A 17327-nucleotide genomic window follows, 5' to 3' on the forward strand; every position below is an offset into this window, starting at 1 on the left:
ATTTTAGTAAATTGGTATTACATATAGCAGTTGCCAGGGCGGTTATGCTATAGCTCAATCTTGCTCTTAGCTAAGACTACTAACATCCAGTCGGTGACATTAACCTCAAATTTAATCTATGTTATTGGATATATCTTACACAAAAGATTCAACTGTTTTCCCTGAAATGGATACCTTAGAATCCGGACAGTTTGAATTCTGGTTTCAGCCAATTTATCATACCAGGACAGGAATTGTCTTGCATAATGAAGTTCTAATCCGTTGGCGAGACGAGCAAGGAAACCTCCATCTACCCCAAGAATTTTTACCCTCCCTTTCCCGTGGAGGGCAGCTCACAAAATTAGACCAGATTGTTATTAAAAAAGCAACAGAATTACTAGTCCAGCAGCCCAATCGCTGTCTTTCCTTTAATCTATCTGGGGAGAACTTTAATGACTTTACTCTAATTGAGTACATTGAAACAGTATTAGATCAGTCTGGAGTCAATCCCAAGCAACTAAGTTTTGAGCTAACAGAATCCACAATCGCCCAAGATTTTACTAGGGATAGAGCCTTTATCCGCGAGCTAAAAAATTTAGGATGTCCTGTTGTTCTCGATAACTTTGCTAACCGCGAGTTGACTCTATTTGAATGTCAGCAATTGGCAGTAGATTTAATTAAAGTTGATGGTCAAATCATTCAGCGGTTGAAAACAGAACCCAGTAGTCGTGTCCTCACCAAAGCAATTCTAGAAGGAGTGAAAGCCCTCGGTCCAGTTACAGCTAAATTTATTACCGATGGCGTTATTTTAGAATTAGTTAAAGAAGAGAATCTTAATTATGTTCAAGGACATCACCTTAAAGCACCCGCACCTGAACCCGATTGGATGGAGTGGACTGGTGCAGTTCCTTTAGAAGTAGAAGAACCAGCAATTGTCGCACAACAATTTCCTTGGCGGCGCGTTCTCACTGGGACAGGTTTTGTATTATTAGGAGTAGCAGTAGCCGCAATTGGTATCGCCTCAATTGGCTATCGTTTGGGAACTATAGGCGTAGATGGGGGACTAATTAATGGCAGAATTATCCGACTTCGCGCTCCCATTGATGGGAAAGTTACTGCATTTTATGCTCAACCTGGTGCAACAGTAAAAACAGGGCAAGTACTCGCTCGCATTCAGCGCTCTCACGAAGAAGAAAAATCACTATTGCAATTGGAAGGAGTGGTGCGAGAAAATATTTCCCAACTCGAATATACACGTCGTTCCCTAGCATTTCTGTACAATCAGTTGGAAAATGTAGACAAGCAAGAACAAGCATTACGACAAGTTGATAAAGCAATTGCCGCCACAGATGTTAGCCAGCAAGAAGCTGCCCTAGAAACTGCTAAGAAAAAAGCAATTGCTGCTCGCGTTGACTACGAGCGTTACAACTTTTTGTACAAAGAAGGGGCTATTTCTCAACAGCAAGTAGATTTGCGAAAATTTACCTGGGATGCGGCAGAGTCGGAAATAAAACAAGCTGAAGCAGGCCTCCGTTCATCCCAAACTTCTCTAGTTGCTTCCAACAGAGGGATAGCATTAAATAATCAGCAAACTCTTGGTTCTAATTTTGCAGATCAAAAAGCTAAATTAATTCAGGAAATTCAAACTCAATCCGGAGAACTAAATACCTTACAAGCGAAGGTTACCAGTAGCCAAGCCGAACTTCAGCAAGCCCAATCTTTATATAGTAAACGCCAAGATATGGAAGTTCCCGCTCCCCTCACTGGCGTTATTTACACCACAGATAGAGAGCAGGGAGAACAAGTGAGCCAATCGGAACCTTTCCTCACCCTTCTTGATTGCAATGAACTTTGGATTGAATCAGTAGTCAGTGCCAAGGATGCCAGCGAAATTGATGGCAATAAACCTGTAAAAGTGACACTAGCAGGTTACTCAGAAACCCTAACAGGTAAATTAGACTTAGTTCAGCCAATTAGTAGTATTCAAGGAATAGAAGAAAGGACTCGACTCATTCAAGTACAGGCACTCACGCCAGCAATTCCTCCTCAGTTAGTCGGGCAGCCACTAGCACGAGTTACTGTCCGAATTCCCCCTCCACCTAGTCATAATCAGTCCCAACAATTCTGTGGTTTAGGTCAAACAGTCAGGCTAGACTTTACCAAAAAACATGTTAATTTTAATGCCTGGGATACCTTGAAAACCTGGGATAAATGGGGATTACTATCGAGTTTCTTGCCCAATAAAGACACGGATATGTGACGGAAAATATGAGACTTGTTCGTAGTAAGCGCTTCAGCGCTAAAGCGCTCACTACGAACCTAGTCAAAATAAGGTGGTAGTTAACTAGCGGTTATTAAAAATAAAGACATTAGTCTATAGCCACTCTCACTAAAAAAAAACATGACTCAATCAGCTAGATTTGGAAACATTATTAAGCCTTATCTCAACTTCTTTCTTGTCCTACTAATTGCCGCATTTAGTATAACCAGTTTGCGCTTTTTAAAACACTCAGAAAGACTGGATATCCTAGGTTTGTCAGGCTTAATTAGCCTTGGATTTTTAGGAATCTGGCGCTGGGGGTGGGCGATTTTGCAGCTTGTCAGATCTCATATTTATCTCTATATTGTATTTCCCTATTGGCGACGGAGAGCTAAGACAATTCCGGTGGAACAGCTTCCGCCTATCTGCTTTTTGGTTCCAACTTATAAAGAGCAACCTTGGATTACAGAACGGGTATTTTGGGCGATTGCTAAGGAAGCGAAAACTTTGGCTTATCCCATTACTCTTTTAGTCACTAGTAGTAGTAATTCAGAAAATGCTGAGATTCTCAATGTTTTGAAATCAATAGATCCGGAATTAAGCCGAATTCGCCTGATTACTATGGTGCAAACTGGAGAGGGCAAACGGAAAGCAATGGCTGATGCTTTACGTGAATTAACTCGTCTTAATTTGCCCAAAAATACAATTGTTGCCCTGATGGATGGAGATTCAGAACTTAGTCCAGGGACTTTAAGACGTTGCTTACCTTTTTTTTGTATGTTTCCTAAAATGGGCGCTCTTACTACTGATGAATTGCCTATTGTTCATGGCTCGTACCTATTTTCTGAATGGTTTCATCTGCGGCTATCGCAACGGCATCATCAAATGTCTTCCGTATCTCTTTCTAGTAAAATTATGTGCTTGACGGGGCGTTTTTCCCTGTTTCGAGGAGAAGCAGCACTCCATCCAACTTTTGCCAACCAATTGGAAATAGATACTCTAGATGATTGGTTGTGGGGACGGTTTAAATTTCTTTCTGGGGATGATAAAAGTACTTGGTATTGGCTACTCCAACGGGGCTATGATATGATTTATGTCCCTGATGTAATTGTTTATTGTATTGAAACAATTTCTGGTTCTTTAACTAACCGCGCTTATCAGAATATGCGCCGCTGGTTTGGTAATATGTTGCGTAATAGCGATCGCGCAATTGCCCTTGGACCCAAAAAAGCGGGCTGGTTTATGTGGTTTTGCCTGTTAGATCAACGTATCAGTTTTTGGACTTCTCTAGTTACGCCAGGGATTTTAGTCATCGCCCTGCTTCAATTTAACTGGTTGGCTGTGATGATGATTTTTTGTTGGGTATTTTTTACTCGTTCTCTAGTCTTAACTATCATCTTCTGGAGACGGGAATCTCACCTTAAACCAGTTCATTTACCGATGTTATTAATCTCCCAATGGAGTGCAGCAGTAATTAAAATTTGGACTCAAATGAACCTGGCACAGCAAAAATGGACTAATCGCGGCAGTCAGAGTATTTCAGCAGAAGGAACGGGTTTTGTCCGCTTGGTGAAATTGGGCACTTCTCGCTTTCTTTATTTCTCCCAGCTATTTGGATTGGCGATGGTTTTATGTTGGTTAGCGGGTATTATTAATCCACCTCAAATGGTATCAGGATTGTGGTGGAGTCAGGAGGTTTCTTACCAACCACCGCCAACTAAAATTATTATGGCGACAGATTACGGGGTGATTCCTAGTGATAGTCGTGATGATTCTCAAGCTCTTCAGAAATTGCTTAACCAACTACCTCCTCAAAGTCGCATTAAAATCGATTTACCGATTGGTGAGATCGATTTATTTCAACCTATAGTTATCTCGCGGAGTGATACTATCTTAAAAGGAGAGGGAACTGGACGGTCTATTTTAGTTGCTCATCAGAGTAAAAATCGGGGTGAAGCTGTTATTTTAGTCAAACCGCCACCTGGACAGTTAGGAGTAAAATCTAATAAAATAGCATCAGTAAGCAATGTTTCTGTCAGTTCTTCATCTACCCCAATCTCCACTTCTCCTCATCTCTATAATGTAGAGTTAGAAGGATTCACTTTGCACTACGCCGATACAGCCCCATCTCTAGACAGTATTGTTATGGAAAATGTCAACCAATCAACAATCAAAAATCTCTATCTCCAGGAGGGTAGCCGTCATTCTTTAGTTCTTCGGAATACTAAAGATGTCACCGTTGAGTATGTGACTATCGATGGCAATTCCAATCGTAAACAGATGATCGAAACCAATGCTATCAATACTCAGTTTAAGGGTTTAATTATAGCTGAAAATCAATTATAATTAACCTAATTTATTGTTAATACCAATAGCAATTAGCCATGAGCAACTTCAGATTATGAAACCCAAAGCCATCAAATTGTTGAAAACTGCCTCTCCAATTATTGTGGGAACAGCCCTCCTGCTACTCACAATGAACTGTTCCGGCAAATTCCCCACCACAACCGCTACCGTTAGTTCCTCAACCACTGATACTAAATCAATTGATAAAAAAAATGATAATTCTTCAGAAGAATCACCACCACAAATATCACAAATAACTAACAGTACCTACCAACTTATTTGGTCTGGTGGATTTCAAAAAAGTGACTGGCAAACCTACTGGGGAGTCCAAAGTAAGGGAGCTTGGGGTTTGCAGGAAAATACAGCAGTAATTTCCGATCCTACCGGAAAATTTGCTAAAGTTCTCAGAGTTAAATACCCAAAAGGATCTGCTAGTCCAAATGCGGTTCGGAAAGAGGGCGCTCCTTTAGGTGGGGCACAGTTTTATGCTAAGTTGGGCATGACACCGCAGGATGCTCTACTCCTCAGTTACTCTGTCCGATTTAGCGATAATTTTGAATTTGTTAAAGGTGGAAAATTACCAGGGCTTTATGGTGGTACGGCTGTAAGTGGTGGCAATATTCCTGATGGTATTGATGGTTTTTCCACCCGTTTTATGTGGCGAAAAAATGGGGATGGAGAAGTCTATGCTTACCTCCCCACTAGCACCGAATACGGTACTTCAATTGGTCGAGGAAACTGGAGATTTCAACCTGGTGTTTGGTATAAAATAGAGCAAGAGGTTACTTTGAATCAACCAGGGAAGGCAGATGGCAGAGTCAGGGTTTGGCTGGATAATCGATTAGTTCTCGAGCAAGGTGGACTCACATTTAGAACAGTTAATACTTTGAAAATTGAGGGGATATTCTTCTCAACCTTTTTTGGAGGAGAGGATACGACTTGGGCCCCTTCAAAGGATGTATCTGCTGACTTTGCTGATTTTAAAGTTTCCAAACCTAGTGGGGTTGCTTTAACCCCCTCTCCATCTCCGTTACCTTTAGTATCATCTAAGATTAATTAAGGTTAGTTTGAGTTTTTTGTAGGGCGGGCATTGCCTACTGCCATCTGAAAGCTGATTTTAGCCTTGGTAGGGATTTCCCACCCTACCAAACTTTAAAATCCTCTAATATTAAGTAATGTTCACCCCTTCTAAGAGAAATCGGAGTTAGCATTTATGGTGTTATTTGGATTTGGCAAAAAGTCTGCCCTCCCTACCCCTGATGAGGCATTACCGGGGCGCAAAGAATCGATGGCAGTACCTGCACGTCACTTTGTGAATGGTAATCCTCTGAAGCCCCCTTATCCAGATGGATTAGAAATGGCAATGTTTGGTTTAGGCTGTTTCTGGGGTGCGGAACGGAAATTTTGGCAAGCAGAGGGAGTATTCACCACCGCCGTTGGCTACGCGGCTGGAATTACTCCAAACCCTACTTATAAAGAAGTCTGTTCGGGCATGACGGGTCATAATGAGGTAGTTCTAGTTGTTTTTGACCCCAAAATTATTAGTTATGAATCACTCCTGAAAGTCTTCTGGGAAAGCCATAATCCTACCCAAGGAATGCGCCAAGGAAATGATGCAGGCACTCAGTATCGTTCCGGAATTTATACCTATTCCGCAACTCAAAAGCAGCTAGCCATAGCATCGCAAGATGCCTATCAAGGAGCGCTGAAAGCATCTAATTATGGGCAAATTACCACTGAAATTATTGATGCACCTGAGTTTTACTATGCAGAAGATTATCATCAACAATACCTGGCTAAAAATCCGGGTGGGTATTGCGGTTTAGGTGGCACAAATGTTTGTTTACCAGCCATGGTTAATTCTTAATTACAGAAACCGGGTTTCTCCCAGAAACCCGGTTTCTCAAAGAAACCGGGTTTCTTTGATTGTCAGGTTTCCTTATGTATCTGATAAAATTAAAGCCGATCGTTTCCCGATCCTTCTCCAGATAAATCATAAGACGTTACTGTGAAAATCCTGAGATAGGGGTGTTAACGGCTTGGCGGATGTTTCATCCCGGGTTGCAGAGTGAAGGGGAAAGATCAGAAATTCTTGTTAAATCTACAATAAGTATTGAAATTACTAGCTAGTTCGATAGAATTAAACCCAGTTGAGATGGTTATCGAAGTCAGGTAAATAACTAAATCTATCCGTGGAAAGTCCCTTACAGCATAGACTTTAACTCCTAAACTTAGATTGGTGATATTGCCTTGTAGTGAATCCTAACCGCTGAGTACTACTGATGTTGGCTCAAAGATGTTGCCCAGCACACAATTTCCCCAAATTCCCTAAGCTATCCTAGAAGTAGTGAGAATATATTTCAGAATCGCTACGCTGCGAGTCCCTATCGATTTCTTAAAGACAAATGGAAAACTTAGCTCCTCCGGAACCCACTCAATTAGCCCAAGATAGCCAAATCTGGGATAGCCTCAAACAGGCTATTGCCGCCAGCTCAGGATTTCAGCGCTGGCAAATCGAACATCCACTCAGCGAACAATCTCTCGATAATAGCCTAGATCGACGGGTGCGTCGGTATCTGCGGGAAACTTTAGAGACGTTAGCTTACTGAAAAAATCCTCACCTTGACAAAATTCCTACACCTCTCAAATCTTGGCACGGATGCGCGGATCTTGTTCTGTCCGCCCATCTGTGTCAAAATGTTGTCTTGGTGTAACAGGGAGTAGCAGAATTGTTATCGTGTCAATGAGACACATCACCATTTCCCCTCCTTTGCGATCGCGTCCTGCCCAATAGATATAGTAGATACTAAAATAGTACTGAGACTGAAACAGTCACGCGAATTACGCTGAGAGGATGGTGCAATGTTAGAAAGATTACTACTAGCGATCGCGATCACCTTTTCAATCTATTTATCTGTAGAATCTGGAGTCTATAAAACTCCTATGTTTTCTGTGTTACAACTGCCATCAAACCCAGAGCCAACCATAGGTAATTAGCAATAACAATATGAATATTAGTGGTGACGTATAAAAGTCTAATTTAACGATAGTAGAAATTAAAATCTTTCAATGCCTTTACTCGCATTCGATTTAAACGATAGTGATAAACGAGACGGCGTTGCCAATTCTCCCATACTGTTGTGGATGTCTTTTCATCAGACGCATCTAAGTGCTGCGTTACAGCTTTGATTTCCTTCCATTCACCGAGATTTACAGTCCATCCTATCTTAGTAGCAGCCAAACCAATCCCATTGCCTTCGCCAGAATGAATCCCGTTTAATTCTAAATAGTTGCCAATCTCTCCCCATTGCTTTAAGAATTCTTTCTCTTTACCCCCATCCCGAGAAATAATGAATAAAGATTCGCCAACCCAGGGAACATTATCTAGGGAAAGATTCAATTTTTTAGCTAATGTTTGGAAGTAGGGCAAACGTTCGGGTGTATGCTTATTTACATGTTGAATTAAATTTTCACTCCTCCCTGTAATTCCTGGCATCCATTCTATATTATTGGGGATGTTTCTCACAATTCTGGTATCCGCATCAATGATAATTGCTGTTCTACATTTTGACAAAGCCTTCTCTAAAACAAAGCGTTTGTCGTTATAGCAGTGAAGAATACCTTCTTGGCGATGTTTGAATGCTATAACATTATTTTTCTCCTTAAAATCTATCGGTTCATCTGTACCAACAACTAATAAAGTTTCTGGAGAATATTGGGCTAAATCTCCGGCTAGTCGTTGGGCAAGTAGACGATACTTAGGTTGCAAGGCTAAAGTACAAAAACAAAAATCTTTTTCAAATTGATTCATAACTCGTGAATTTATGTCGGTGAACAATTTATTTCTTAATTTCTTCAGATTTTTTATTGAAGAAAGAGCCTTATGCTATCAAACAATCCCCTTAATATTTTCTTTTATTTTCTGCAACAAGCTTTTCTGCGGTGGAGTCGGCGGCACTTCATCAGGAGGCATTACTTCACCCAGATAGCGATAATGTTTCCAGATATCCCAGTAAGGACATCCGGGTTGAATGCGGATACCTGCCCAATGTAAGTATTCTACAGGTTGATTGACATTTGGATCGATAAGTTTATTTCCTTCCATTTGGAAATGTTTGCTACCTCCCCAACTTCCCGGTGCGCCACCTGAGCGACGCACGATATTAAATCGGCGGGGGATTTCCTTCAAGAGCAGATAGTTGATGATAGGTTGATCTGAAGTCTTTTGGGAAAAGTCAAAGTACTCTGGATGGGCGGCACATTCGGCAAATGTTTTATATAAAATATCTTCAGAAATTCTGTTTTGCTTAGAACCCCAGAATCCACCATTGAAAATATCTTTAAGCTCAATTTCGCTAAATACACCGTCATCAATTACTTTTTGGGAAAAAACGTTTTTTATCCCTTTAGAATGTTGGTAATCGTAGCAGATAAAGTCATATTCGTCAAGATAGTCTGTGGTATTGATGATTTTATCAAAAACTACGATATCTGTATCTATATAAATGAATTTATCAAAGGGACCAAACCAACAGGCTTGTTTGCGAAATTGATTCGGGCGGGCAAAAAAGCCTTTGCCGAAAATTTCATATAATCGATTGGATAGCCTGTCGATAAATTCTAAATCTTGATAAACTTCTACACCATAAGACTCATTTAATATTTTGGCAATACTTTGATAGTTATCATCATAGGGTATTAAGACAATTGGCGTATCCTTATCGTGCAATCGGATACTCTTGAGGAGTGCGATCGCATGTTCAGTTACCCGATCATTTGCTGTAATATAAATTCCACGATTCATAGTATCATCCTGATTAATTTATGCCCAATTTCCGTAGGATTTGGGTTTTCAAATTCGGGGGTTGGTTGTAAGCTATTGGCTTACCTGTCAACTCTGGGCGCTTTTCTGGTTGGTGCAGGTAGCGATAATGCAAGAACAAATCGCGATAGGGAAAATTAATATTCTCTCCCTCACAAAGTTTAGCAAATAATTTGGACGATAAGCCAATATAGTGAATGTAAGTCAGGCGATTGCCTTTGTCATAGAGAATATAATCAGTTTCCTGAAAATTAACAGAGGTGACGCAGCAGCCCGTTTTTTGATTTGATGGCAAATGTAAAGCAAAGTTATACACCGAAAAATTACTTCTCATCATCATATAGTTGATCAGAGTTTGATCCGGTGCCATGGGATAGAGGAGATCTGCATCACCATCTTTGAGCGTTGAGATTAACCAATTTCTTTGCTCTTCAGAGAACAAATCTTTCTTAGATGCGTAAAAGCCAGAACAAAATATTTCCGCTTTAATTCGTGGCGGGGCAAATACTTCATTTAGTTGAGCTGAATTAACATGATAAACATGAGTTGGATCTTTATACTGAAAGTCATAAACTACACAATCACTTTCATTAAGTTGGGCAAAGATAAAATCTACAGGAGCCATTAATAGTGTATCAGCATCCATGTAGAGAAAGCGATCGAAGGGTCCATCAAAGGCACAATAACGGCGATGAGTACCGAAACGATGGTATGTAGCACTACCAGCCTGAAGCCAACGTTGTTTAGCAGTTGGATGAGTATCCCAAGCCATTTTTGCAAACCGATCCCATCGCTCCATGGACTCAATATTATCGTAGAGTTGGACATGGGGGCGACGGGCAATTTCAGCGGCAATTTTGCTGGTATCTTCGTTATAAGGGTAGACGCAAACGGGAGTTTCTGGTCCTATAATTGCCTCAATACTATTGAGTAAGGCAACGAGTTGGTCGTAAACTTGGTCACTAGCTAGGGTACAAATCCCATCCATAGTATTTTTTAATCAAATTTGTCAACAAAATCAGATAACCAGTTGAGCAGATTCAGCTTGTGCAGGATAATTTGTCTAGCTTCTGCAATCGCATCTTTCGCTTGATACCAAGCATCAGGGGTTGCGGTTACTTCCTTAATATATGATATCCCCTTTTGATCCATACTGGGTAGCCTTAAGAAACTACCTGGCGGCATTAATTTATCAGCAGCAGTGCCACCATAGTAAATTGGTAAACACCAAGCCAAGAGAGAATCCCAGAGTTTTTCACTCACATACCAATCATTTGCGGCATAATTTTCTATCGCCAGATTGTAGTAATAGGGAGCCATGCCATACCATTTATTTTTCAGACTACCCTTACCGCCTGCCCAGTCCGGTAATCCTCGTCCATATAGATCGAATTCTACCTCACTTTCGCCTAATGACTTCAAAAATGCTAAACGTCTTTGATGTTCGAGAGTTCGATCAATGCCAGAAGTAATCCAGCTACAGGATTTTACCTTATCTGGCGGTGGCATTTCATTTAATTCTCGGAAGGAATTAGCGTGATACCAAATTGCAGGCATATAATCGGGAGTGGGAGCAAAATCATCTGGACCTGAAATATAACCGCAATATTCTTTCGCTGCTTCGTAGTTGGCTTTATTGCTTTCTACTACTTTTTCTAAAGGTGGTTCTCGTAGTAGATAAATAGTCCTTTCTTTGGGAACTTCTCGGAATTGGGATGAGATATCTGGTGGGGCGTTATTTTGAGATTTATGTAACTGACACAGACGTTTCCACCAACGGGTTTGGGGGCGAGGTTTGTGAAAATCAAATTGGTACATTAGCAGAAAATCGGGCTTGGTATCTTGGGCAAGTATTTGGATATTATCCCAAACTCCAAAGGGATGTGGTGTTTGTTGCCAAAGCCAATCAATTTGGTTAAGCCCTGGATATCCTGTAATCATTCCAACAATTTTTTTGCCCATTTTTTCTGTTAATTCTAGAGTTGCTAATGGCTTTTTGCTTTGATGAGGCAAGAGGCTAGAGGGAATTTTATCGCATCTTGCTAATTGATGAATTTAGATGGAATCACAGGCAAGATGCCTGTGCTACGGATGATGAATTTACGTGGAATCACAGGCAAGATGCCTGTGCTACGGATGATTAATTTAGATGGAATCGGATGTGCCCCTTCTGACCAAGTATAGCCTAAAGATTTTGGCGATCGCATCTGGCGATTGGATGGGTGTGGGGTGTGGGGAACTCTTACCTCTCACCTCTCACCACGGATTCCCAATCATGGTAAATGCGCTCCAGTAATAGGGATGGGTAAATTTTTGGTTTCCCAAATTAGCTAACTTTGATGTTAAGGGAATCCGCACATCCCCGCTAATTAGCTTATCCCCCTCTAGGCGGATTTCACCTTTTAGCATAGCAAGTTGCGTCTGTCGCAGTGCTTCTGCTTTAATAGGAGCTATTTTCAAATGCTGATAGAAACTGCTCATAAATCCCACTGTACCGATATCGCTGACATACCATAGACTTCCCAATGCTGACTTTACTCCAGCTTGTATCGCTAATCCGGAAAAACCCAACTCCGCATCTTCATCCCCTAGGGCAGTGCGACAAGCACTTAGTACCAAAAGTTCTGTGGGTGGGTTATTTAATCCTAACTGTCGCAATTGATCTAATCCTAGCCTGCGATTCCATAATTGAATGTAGGAATCACCGATAGCACCAGGTTTAAATTCTCCGTGGGTGGCTAAATGGATAATGCCAAATGGTTTTGTTGAACGGACTTTTTGGAGATTTTCTAAGGTAAATGATTGGTTAATAAATGACTCTCCTGGCCAAATATTACCTGCAATTTCATTTAATTCTAATGGTACTGCTGGCAAGGGAGTTTGATCGGTGAAAGTATCTGCTCCCATTGCTAATACTTTAACGTTTCTGATATCCACATAGCGAGTATCGGTGAGGGAAAGACTGGGCATTAAACCTACACTATATTTTTCTATGAGAAATCCAGTGTTATCGTGGAATGCTGCTACAGGTAATGAACGCAATCCCCCATCCATAATGAAGACTAAATTATTAATCTTTTGGGCTTGTAAATCGGCTTCTATTGGTGCAATAAACCAGTTATATAGTTGCTTGCCGGGGGAAATATAGTTGCGGGGAATATCGATACTGGTGACAGCAGTACGGAATTTATCGGCGACTTCTAAAACTTGCTTGCGGGTAACTCCTGCTATTCGTCGTAGAATTGGCGGTCCTTTAGCTGTGACTACCAAGATTTCTAATTCATCGCTATCGCTTGGCTTGATTGTCACAGTTGATTGCGATCTTTGTAGATGGTTATCAAACTGTCCAGTACTGTTTGTTTCTCGTCCAGCAAAATTAGAGTTAGAGAGCGATGATGGCACAAAATTGAGATAAATAATTGCAGGTTTTGCCCCTGTTGCATGTTCTATCTCTTCCAAGATTTCCTTTGCTCGATCTAAACTTTTTATGGGGGTACTCGCTGAGAGTGGTGCTGCCACCGAGGATAGGATGGGTTTCTGCTGTGGGAAACGTCGCTTCCCCTCTTCTATATTGTTGTCTGGTGTTGTTGGCGTTTCTGGTGTTGTTGGTGTTGTTGGTGTTTCTGGTATTGTTGGTTGTGCAGTAATATTAACACTCACCAATTGCGGTGTGGATAAGGATACGACATCATTTGCTTGGATAGTGAATGCGTTACTAATTGCACCCGTTGCACCTGATGGTGGAGTGTAGACTAAAGTATCACCTGGAAGAATAGTGTCTCCTGGCTTTAAAGTTATACCATTTCTTGTTAGACTTCCCGATGTAATTGACAGGATTGAAATTGATGTAATATCGGCATTTATATCTGTGGCAACTGGATTTAACTGGGAATAGGTAAAGGTAATCTGCTGATTTTGTTGAGTGGTTGGCAATGTTGAAATAGCTGTTAATGTTGGTGCGGCGTTCACTGAGGTGATCGTAATCCCAGTAGGAGTTCCCGCAGCATTCCCGCCACTTGGCAAAACTGGAAAAGAATTGGGAGACAATGGAATGTCATTAATACTTCCAGCTAAACCGTTAGTAGTACTACTTCCTACCACAAAATCGACATTATTTGGTCCACCATCATGGGTAATTGAAACAGTACCTGTCGATGTACTTCCGAAAGTATTAATAGTAGTACCAGCACCTGTTCCTTGGACGACTCCGTTAGCAACAACTGTGACACTACCACCATTCGTTGTCATGGCACTACCTGTAGCAGTAGAATCTATACTGACTAAACTAATATTTTTGCCAGTACTTCCAGAAATGTTGTTAGTATTTAAGCTGACATTACCACCTGTCAAAGTACTACCATATCCACTTCCTGATGCTGAGGAAGTAATTGCTCCCGTTACATTAATATTGCCGCCAGCATTTAAGGTGACATTACCACCTTGTACGGAACCAAAGAATGAATTACCAGAGGAATTAATTGTACCGTTTACAGTGATATCACTTGCAGCAGAAGAAACATTAATATTTCCCCCATTATAACCGGAACCGATTAAATTACCAGTAGTAATCGATCCTGTAGTGCTAGTCAGAGTAATTGTACCGCCAGTACCAAAAGTTGATGAGGTGTTAATAATTCCTCCAGTAATACTTTCACCCGAAATGGCTATATTTCTCCCATTTGTCCAGATAGTATCTCCTGAATCCATAGAAAACGCACCAACACCATTATTATCCGCATCTGCGGTAAATGCGATCGCGCCACTCCCAAAAAAGTTCAAGGATACCCCAGGAGTGATAGTAATATTATTCGTTGCTTCCAGTGTTACAGCCGCTGACAAACTTTGAAGTGTCCCCTGAGAAATTGTAAATGTCGCACCAGGATTATCCCCAGAAAGAATTTGGTTATCGGCAAGTTGCCCATCATCAGCGCCACTACCAGCAGCACCAGCAACTATTACAATATCTTGTGGATCGAGCAATAAATTACCCAGAATACCATTAGCAGCACTTAGATCGACTATTCCATTAAAAGCTAAGTTTTCCTTACCCGATACCTCCACAAATCCACCATTGCCAAAATTACTACCACCACGGGCATTAATAGTGCCAAAAAATCCAGTAGTTTTATCTGCCCAAACAATAACTTTACCTCCATTACCGTTAAGCAGACTATTAGCAAAAATTACCGAATCTGAACTCACATAAGTTTGGGAAGCATTAGGTACGATACCCTTACCTTGGTAATCGCCACCTATGAGTACCGTACCGCCGCCATTTATACCAGAAGCGTTAATATTTGCACTCAAAAGTCCGACTTTATCCCCTAAAATATTTACCTTACCGCCAATATCACCATCAGTATTCACTGTACCAGATACAATAGCCGTACCTGGATTGGTAGGAATAGTCTTGCCAGATTCAGTTAAACTAATTGAACCATCACTGTTAGCATTTAATCCTGTATTTACTGCTAAACCTGTTAATAATTGCGGTAAAGATGATACTGGCAAAGTCCAATTGGCAGGTAATGCACTGGCATCGGAGAGGGGAATTTCTAAACTGAGGAGATGTCCCGGTTGGCTGATGCGAACTAAACTAGAACCAGGTACGGCTGTTATAGTAATGTTTCCTCCTCCTCCTTGGAGGATACCAGTATTGACAACAGTGCCTCCTAACAAAGTTAAACTTTGCCCATTGCCTACAATAAGTTGTCCCGCATTGATAATAGATCCCGGCACAGATGTGCTAAACCCAAAAGTATTGGGAGTTCCCACTAAGGCGGGATAGTTATTATCACCAGAGGCATTAAACCAATTATTGCCAAAACCGATACCTGTAGCAGTCGTCACTGTGAATGAAGCGGGGACATTAAGACTAGCATTTGCACCAAAAACTATACCCGATGGATTCATTAAAAATAGATTAGAATTGCCGCCAGTAACTTGAATTAAACCGTTGATAATGGATGGATTGCCACCAACGACGCGCCCCAAAATGTTTTGGATTGCAGGATTAGACAGGAAATTAGCAATCTGATTTTGATCCAGTCCAAATTGACTGAAACTATGGAATAAATTAGCGCCATCACCAGAAGTTTGTCCCCCAGTTATATTAAATTGATTGTCGTTGATACCGACATTGGTATTAGTGCTATCGGCGGCTGGAATAATCGATTGGGCTTGGGCGATGTTGGGGAAAAGGGAAAAAGTAAGGGGTAAAATGCAAGAAGCAAGAGGGAAGAATGGGTTGGTAGTCGGTACTTTAGTACCGTCAGCGCTAAAGCGCTTACTACAAACTTTTTTGTGAGTGAGATTGGGTTTGAGATGTACTCTGGAATTGAAGGGAGAATACTGGAGGATTTCCAATTCTACATGATAGCGATCGCAAAGTCCCCGACGTTGTAGTGCATTTGCGATCGCCCTACGGGAATTCTGTGCTTGTTGTAGGGGATATTGATGGGAGTTACTAGCTGGATGGCTGCGATAATAATAAAGAGGTTGTTTGACTTGCCGCACCTCAGTTACTTCTGATAGTTTTAGGCACAAATCATAATCCTCAGCATAAGTCATTGACTCATCAATTCCTCCCACTCGATCGAATAATTCACGACGAATTAACCGGAAGTGAAATGTCATGAAGTCGAGAAGAAGTCGCTCTTTGGAGTAGGGAATATGACAGCGACTTCCGTAACCCCTCAGTTTACCGTTTTCCTCCATCATCAAGTAGTCGGTGTAAACTAAACCCACCTCTGGCTGGGTATCCAGTATGGCAGCGGTTTTCTGGAGGGCGGCTGGTGCTAAAATATCATCCGAGTCTATCCAGCCAATATAAGTGCCAGTGGTTTGTGCGATCGCAGATTGCAATGCCAAACATCGCCCTTGACGGGGGGCTGCTACTACTCGAATCCGTCTATCTCGCCTAGCGTATTCCTGGGCTATTTCAAGAGATCGATCTGTGGAACCATCATCCCACAGCAATAGCTCAAAATCTCTCATAGTTTGCGACAAAACACTCTCAATTGCCGCACTGAGATAAGCTTCTCCATTATAAGTAGTAATTACTAGGGAAATTGGTTTGTTCATGACATTCTCCAGTCGTTCAAAAATCAAAAGTATATGTAGTAAGTATTTTGCTTGAGCCTAGATAACAAATTAAAGATGAGATAGCTGAGAATTAAACATTGGATTAATCTTTAAAAGATCTGAGATCAATAAAATATTAATTATAAAGTTTTATCTTTGAGGTCAAACTATAACTTAGGGTAGCAAAGGTCAGTAGTAAAATGATAACAAATAGCAAGCGACTTAACCTGGGTTGTGGACGGAATATTTTAACAGACTGGATTAATGTGGATGTGGTTCCGCTGGAGGGTGTTGATGTTATCACAGATTTGGATGATTGTGAGCAGAAAAAACTCCCTTTTGCCGACAATGAAATTGACGAGTTTTTTGCCAGTCATGTTATTGAACACTTACACAATCCCCTACCTTTTATGGAAGAATTGCATAGAATTGCCAAGCAAAATGCTAAAGCTACCTTTAGAGTACCTTATGGTTCGAGTGATGATGCCTTTGAAGATCCCACCCATGTTAGACAGTATTTTTTGAAATCTTTTGGCTTTTTTTCACAACCATTTTATTTCAAAGCTGATTATGGATACCGGGGAGATTGGCTAACTGAAAAGATAATATTACTAGTGGATGCCCATGTTCATCAAGGGAAGAATGCGGAACAAATTATGTTTGAAATTAATACGTTTAGAAATATTGTGAAAGAGATGATTGTTGAGTTGAGGGCGATTAAGCCAATCCGAGAAGCGAAAGCAGAATTAATTGTGTCACCTCCGATTGAAATCAGTTTAATATAATAGACATCTCCAGAAATTAGGTTTTGAGCTAGACAGGGTAAGGGTTTGAGAT

At 41.0% G+C, this 17327-nt stretch carries 13 protein-coding genes; 7 read left to right on the forward strand and 6 right to left on the reverse strand.

The genetic code is table 11. The annotated features are described in order from the left end of the window. The first annotated feature begins 118 nt into the window (after nt 1-118). From NJ959_RS12450 to NJ959_RS31030, 6 genes are all read left to right on the forward strand, one after another. Nucleotides 119-2239 carry an EAL domain-containing protein gene (locus NJ959_RS12450; RefSeq protein ID WP_254012075.1) on the forward strand — a complete coding sequence of 707 codons (2121 nt, stop codon included), beginning with the start codon at nt 119-121 and terminating at the stop codon, nt 2237-2239. Between the two features lie 141 nt (nt 2240-2380). Further along, nucleotides 2381-4585: a glycosyltransferase gene (locus NJ959_RS12455; RefSeq protein ID WP_254012076.1), complete on the forward strand. Its 2205-nt coding sequence runs from the start codon at nt 2381-2383 to the stop codon at nt 4583-4585. Nucleotides 4586-4640: 55 nt separating this feature from the next. Then, entirely contained in the window at nt 4641-5645 is a 1005-nt protein-coding gene (locus NJ959_RS12460; RefSeq protein ID WP_254012077.1) for a polysaccharide lyase, read from the forward strand. A gap of 153 nt (nt 5646-5798) precedes the next feature. Continuing rightward, nucleotides 5799-6452 (forward strand): peptide-methionine (S)-S-oxide reductase MsrA, encoded by a 654-nt coding sequence (msrA, locus tag NJ959_RS12465; protein WP_254012078.1) that lies wholly within the window; start codon nt 5799-5801, stop codon nt 6450-6452. A gap of 538 nt (nt 6453-6990) precedes the next feature. Further along, nucleotides 6991-7194, forward strand: a complete 204-nt coding sequence (locus NJ959_RS12470; RefSeq protein ID WP_254012079.1) for a hypothetical protein — start codon at nt 6991-6993, stop codon at nt 7192-7194. A gap of 253 nt (nt 7195-7447) precedes the next feature. Continuing rightward, nucleotides 7448-7582 (forward strand): QAALIT motif small membrane protein, encoded by a 135-nt coding sequence (locus NJ959_RS31030; RefSeq protein WP_507237487.1) that lies wholly within the window; start codon nt 7448-7450, stop codon nt 7580-7582. 43 nt (nt 7583-7625) lie between these two features. Here the strand turns inward: NJ959_RS31030 and NJ959_RS12475 are convergent, their stop codons facing one another. The 6 genes from NJ959_RS12475 to NJ959_RS12500 form a co-directional block, all read right to left on the reverse strand. Next, entirely contained in the window at nt 7626-8396 is a 771-nt protein-coding gene (locus NJ959_RS12475) for a hypothetical protein (RefSeq protein WP_254012080.1), read from the reverse strand. 78 nt (nt 8397-8474) lie between these two features. Further along, nucleotides 8475-9389 (reverse strand): Npun_R2821/Npun_R2822 family protein, encoded by a 915-nt coding sequence (locus NJ959_RS12480; protein WP_254012081.1) that lies wholly within the window; start codon nt 9387-9389, stop codon nt 8475-8477. Nucleotides 9390-9402: 13 nt separating this feature from the next. Beyond that, entirely contained in the window at nt 9403-10395 is a 993-nt protein-coding gene (locus NJ959_RS12485) for an Npun_R2821/Npun_R2822 family protein (protein ID WP_254012082.1), read from the reverse strand. An 8-nt stretch (nt 10396-10403) separates the two neighbouring features. Then, on the reverse strand, nt 10404-11369 hold the full coding sequence (locus NJ959_RS12490; RefSeq protein ID WP_254012083.1) for a glycosyltransferase family 10 domain-containing protein: 966 nt from the start codon (nt 11367-11369) through the stop codon (nt 10404-10406). Nucleotides 11370-11449: 80 nt separating this feature from the next. Continuing rightward, nucleotides 11450-11614, reverse strand: coding sequence for a hypothetical protein (locus tag NJ959_RS12495; protein ID WP_254012084.1), 165 nt, complete (start codon nt 11612-11614; stop codon nt 11450-11452). A gap of 49 nt (nt 11615-11663) precedes the next feature. Further along, nucleotides 11664-16490, reverse strand: a complete 4827-nt coding sequence (locus tag NJ959_RS12500; RefSeq protein WP_254012085.1) for a CHAT domain-containing protein — start codon at nt 16488-16490, stop codon at nt 11664-11666. Nucleotides 16491-16690: 200 nt separating this feature from the next. Between NJ959_RS12500 and NJ959_RS12505 the strand changes: the two genes are divergently transcribed. After that, nucleotides 16691-17275, forward strand: coding sequence for a class I SAM-dependent methyltransferase (locus tag NJ959_RS12505; protein ID WP_254012086.1), 585 nt, complete (start codon nt 16691-16693; stop codon nt 17273-17275). Nucleotides 17276-17327: the final 52 nt, after the last annotated feature.

Source organism: Limnofasciculus baicalensis BBK-W-15 (assembly GCF_024178385.1).
Classification (GTDB): domain Bacteria; phylum Cyanobacteriota; class Cyanobacteriia; order Cyanobacteriales; family Coleofasciculaceae; genus Limnofasciculus; species Limnofasciculus baicalensis.

Coding starts and splice junctions, on each gene's coding strand:
- NJ959_RS12450 (WP_254012075.1), top strand. CDS start 119: ATGTTATTGGATATATCTTACACAAAAGATTCAACTGTTTTCCCTGAA.
- NJ959_RS12455 (WP_254012076.1), top strand. CDS start 2,381: ATGACTCAATCAGCTAGATTTGGAAACATTATTAAGCCTTATCTCAAC.
- NJ959_RS12460 (WP_254012077.1), top strand. CDS start 4,641: ATGAAACCCAAAGCCATCAAATTGTTGAAAACTGCCTCTCCAATTATT.
- msrA (WP_254012078.1), top strand. CDS start 5,799: ATGGTGTTATTTGGATTTGGCAAAAAGTCTGCCCTCCCTACCCCTGAT.
- NJ959_RS12470 (WP_254012079.1), top strand. CDS start 6,991: ATGGAAAACTTAGCTCCTCCGGAACCCACTCAATTAGCCCAAGATAGC.
- NJ959_RS31030 (WP_507237487.1), top strand. CDS start 7,448: ATGTTAGAAAGATTACTACTAGCGATCGCGATCACCTTTTCAATCTAT.
- NJ959_RS12475 (WP_254012080.1), bottom strand. CDS start 8,396: ATGAATCAATTTGAAAAAGATTTTTGTTTTTGTACTTTAGCCTTGCAA.
- NJ959_RS12480 (WP_254012081.1), bottom strand. CDS start 9,389: ATGAATCGTGGAATTTATATTACAGCAAATGATCGGGTAACTGAACAT.
- NJ959_RS12485 (WP_254012082.1), bottom strand. CDS start 10,395: ATGGATGGGATTTGTACCCTAGCTAGTGACCAAGTTTACGACCAACTC.
- NJ959_RS12490 (WP_254012083.1), bottom strand. CDS start 11,369: ATGGGCAAAAAAATTGTTGGAATGATTACAGGATATCCAGGGCTTAAC.
- NJ959_RS12495 (WP_254012084.1), bottom strand. CDS start 11,614: ATGCGATCGCCAAAATCTTTAGGCTATACTTGGTCAGAAGGGGCACAT.
- NJ959_RS12500 (WP_254012085.1), bottom strand. CDS start 16,490: ATGAACAAACCAATTTCCCTAGTAATTACTACTTATAATGGAGAAGCT.
- NJ959_RS12505 (WP_254012086.1), top strand. CDS start 16,691: ATGATAACAAATAGCAAGCGACTTAACCTGGGTTGTGGACGGAATATT.